Source organism: Belnapia rosea, assembly GCF_900101615.1.
Taxonomy (GTDB): Bacteria; Pseudomonadota; Alphaproteobacteria; order Acetobacterales; family Acetobacteraceae; genus Belnapia; species Belnapia rosea.
In genome coordinates, this window is the sequence record NZ_FMZX01000077.1 from 1 (window position 1) to 3,730 (window position 3,730).

The window sequence follows — 3,730 nt, forward strand, 5'->3', positions numbered from 1 at the left end:
CGAGGCACGCTATTATGCCAAGCTCAAGCCAGCCGCCCTGGCGGCCTGACTCAAGCCAACCAGCCTCCGGCAAAACCGGGGCGGTTCACCCACGGGCGTGGAGCGGAGCGTGCGGCTGTCGAGGATGGCCGCACTGGGCTCGGCTGTACGGCCGGCCGCAAAGCGAAGGATGGTGCGGAGGTCGCTGACCAGGGCCTCGAACACGCCAGCGGCCAGCCAACGCTGCGCCTGCTGGTAGACCGCCGCCCATGGCGGCAGGTCATTGGGCATGGCTCGCCAAGGAATGCCGTTGCGGATGACGTAGCGCAAGCCGTTCAACAGATCGCGGAGCGAGTACAGCCGTTGACCCGCATCCTCCCGCAGCAGAACCAAGTATGGCGCGATCAGCGCCCATTCTTCATCAGAGACGTCAGACGGGTACGGCTGGCGAGCAGACTGCATGCCCTATACTGAAAAACACCGCCGTAGAGGTCCATAACAACCTCTACCTGTCAGGTTGTGAGACCTCCTTGGCAGCCTCGACGATGAGGCGTGCTTTGGCGATATCGTCTGATCCGGCTCGGCCCTGTGGCTTGGGGTTGGCGAGTTTCCGTCGCTTTTTCAAGCGTTCGGTGACGACCTGATTGGGCGTCTTGCCTTCGAGAACCCGCTGACGGCGACTGTTGTACGCGGCGTTGAAGCCGCGGAGCAGCTGCTCAAGTTGCCCGTCGGAATAGATGGTGATGCCGAGCACTTCGTTGCCGACCCGGCCGCTGAAGCGCTCCACCATGCCGTTGGTCTGGGGCGAGTAGGGCCGGGTGTGGCGGTACTCGGCGCCGAGTTCGGCGCAGATCTTGGCGAAAGCTGGGCTGAAGCAACTGCCGTTGTCGGTCAGCACATGAGTGAGGCGGAAGGGAAAAGCAGCGGCGGCCTCACGGAGGAAGGCGATGGGGCTGTTGGTGGTCTCGTCATCCTTGACGGCAAGGTGGACGGAGCGTGAGCAGCGATCGATGGCGGCATAAAGGTAGCGCTTGCGGCGCTCGCCATCGGCGGTCTGCAGCTTCGGCAAGTGCTTGATGTCGATATGGAGAAAGCCGAGATCGTAGTCCCGGAACTCGCCTCGACCTCGCTTCGGCCGCTCCGAGGGTGGCGGTGGCCGCCGGCTCAGCCCCTCGGCGCGGAGAATGCGCCAGACGCTGTCGCGGTTGAGGTCGGGCAGGAAGTGAGTGACGGTGAAGGTCAGGTCATCGAGGGCGAAATTGGTCGCTCGCCGCAGCGCGCAGACCACCGCACGCTCCTCGTCTGTGGCCTTCCAGGGCAGCTTGTGGGGCTTGGCCGAGTGGTCGAGGCGGTCCTCTGGCCCGCGCTTGCGCCACGTGCGAATGGTCTCGGTGCTGACACCAAAGCGCCTGGCCAACACACCGGTGGGCTCGCCCGAACGGGCGATCTCGGCCCGGACGGCAGGTGTGGTACGAGCATTGGGGTGGATCTGGAGCATGGCTCACCTCCGTCCCGGCTTGGCACGTGGCAGACCTTCAAAGCGGTAGGCATAGTCTACAATGTGGGTTTGGCCCGATCTCGTGGCTCTTCCGCAAAAAGCGTGGTTGGTGCGGTCGTTGGAGGTGCAGGCCTCAGCCAGACGGTTAGGTAACCTATATAGTTCAGGATGAACAACCTGCAGTTCCTGCCGGGATGCTGGATCCGGGAGGTGAGCCGTTTGGATTCCAGCTGCATCCACATTCATGCCGAGGCGCGACAACGCAGCGCGCGCTGCCCAGATTGTGGCGAGCCGAGCCACGCGGTCCATAGCCGGGCTCTGCGACGGCCTGCCGATCTGCCCTGCCTCGGGCGCGAGGTTCGTCTCGAGTTGGCGGTGAGGCGCTTGTACTGCCGCAATCCCGCCTGTCTGCGGCAGACCTTTGTCGAGCGGCTGCCTGGGCTGATTGCGCCGCACGCGCATCGCACGCGCCGCCTGGCCGCGGCGCAGGGTCAGGTCGGCGTCGCCCTGGGCGGCGAGGCGGCTGGGCGGCTCCTGCAGCACCTTGGCATGCCAGCGAGTGGTGACACGGTGCTGCGCCTGGTGCGCCGCCTGCCCTTGCCGCGGCAGCCAGCCCCCCGCATCCTGGGCGTCGATGACTGGGCCCTGCGCCGGGGCAAGACCTACGGGACCATTCTCGTCGACCTGGAGAGGCATCGCGTCGTCGACCTGCTGCCGGACCGGAGCGCCCCGACGCTGGCCGAATGGCTTCGACACCACCGCGGGGTTCACGCCGTTGCCCGCGACCGCTCGACCGAGTACGCCCGTGGGATCTCGCTCGGGGCACCACAGGCCATGCAGGTCGCCGATCGGTGGCATCTGCTACTGAACTTGCGGCAGATGATCGAGCGTTGGCTGGCCGGGGCGCACGGCCGGCTCCGGCGCCTCGCCTGTCCCGGGGCGGCGGCTTGGTCCGGCGAGGCGCACGAGCGCCTTCCCGCGCACCCGCGCCGAGCGGATGGCCAGCGCTGACAGCCGGGCACGCTGGAGAGCGCTCTACGATGAGGTCCGGCGCCGGCATGCTGCCGGTGAGCCGCTGCTCACCCTCAGCCGTCGCATGGGGTTGGCACGCGGGACGGTGCGGAAGTTGGCGCAGGCCGAGAGCTTCCCGGAGCGTGCCGCCAGGATCCCCGGTTGCAGCATTCTGGATCCCTATCTCTCCTATCTCGAGGCACGGCTCGCGGCCGGCTGTGAGAACGCCATGGCACTGTGGCGCGAGGTGCGGGAGCTCGGCTTCCCTAGCACACCGCGGCAGGTCCATCGCTGGCTCAGCCCGCGGCGCAAGATGCCATCGAAACACGGCTCGCAGCGCGGGCCAGACGTGCAGCCGGTGCCGGCGCCGTCGTCTGCACCTGATAGCGCGCCGGCACTGCCCTCGCCGAGGCAACTCGCCTGGTACCTGACACGGCCGCGCGACAAGCTGACCGAGGATGAGACTGCTGCTGTTGCCCGTCTCGAGCAGGACGTGGAGGCCGCCACCGTCACCGCCCTGGCCGGCAGGTTCGCCGATCTCCTACGTGGCTGCTGCATCGGCAGCAAGGCTGTGTGCCGGGCACCCCTCGCCACGCTCAAGGCGTGGCTTGCAGATGCATCGAAGAGCGGCGTGGCTGCCGTCGTCACCTTCGCTGCCGGTCTACAGCAGGACGGTGCTGCGGTGAAGGCTGCACTCACTACGCCCTGGAGCAGCGGGCAAACGGAAGGACAGGTGAACAAACTGAAGCTTCTGAAGCGGCAAACCTTCGGGCGCGCCAAGTTCGACCTTCTCAGGCGTCGTGTGCTCCTCGCCCCCTAAACCACGCATTCTGCGGAAGAGCCACCGAAACGGGGCAAACCCACGCCGTCATTCTCCGCTGCATCTGGACAGACGGCACCGAGTTCTGGTGGACGAGTGAGGAAGCCAAGATGGCCTAACCCGCACCCCACCCCCTGACCCCTGTCATGGGGCGGATCACACCGAACTCGGAGAGAACCATGACCCCGGCGGCGGCCAGCCTCCACGCCAGTGCTTGACCTGAAACGCCCGATTATAAAACGGAGCCTTAGCCTATGCGCACCCGCTGCATAAAGGAATGAATTAGGCATGACGATGTCCGCACCGCCAGGACAGATCGAGTCATCCATAGCCTAAACACCGTCTGCCAAAGCAGTACTAGGGTCTGTGACCGAACTCAGTGGTGCGCAAGTTGATCATGGTGGCAGCAAGATGGGCGAAGC

General features: G+C 66.0%; 1 protein-coding gene and 2 pseudogenes. 1 reads left to right on the forward strand and 2 read right to left on the reverse strand.

The genetic code is table 11. The features are described 5' to 3' along the window. Positions 1 to 93: 93 nt before the first annotated feature. Both BLR02_RS27950 and BLR02_RS27955 read right to left on the reverse strand, forming a co-directional pair. A pseudogene (locus BLR02_RS27950) lies at positions 94 to 441 on the reverse strand (transposase); the annotation flags it as partial. Between the two features lie 43 nt (positions 442 to 484). Beyond that, positions 485 to 1,477, reverse strand: a complete 993-nt coding sequence (locus BLR02_RS27955) for a DDE-type integrase/transposase/recombinase (protein ID WP_090665465.1) — start codon at positions 1,475 to 1,477, stop codon at positions 485 to 487. Positions 1,478 to 1,645: 168 nt separating this feature from the next. Between BLR02_RS27955 and BLR02_RS27960 the strand changes: the two are divergent. After that, positions 1,646 to 3,308: pseudogene (locus BLR02_RS27960) on the forward strand (ISL3 family transposase). The last annotated feature ends 422 nt before the right edge of the window (positions 3,309 to 3,730 follow it).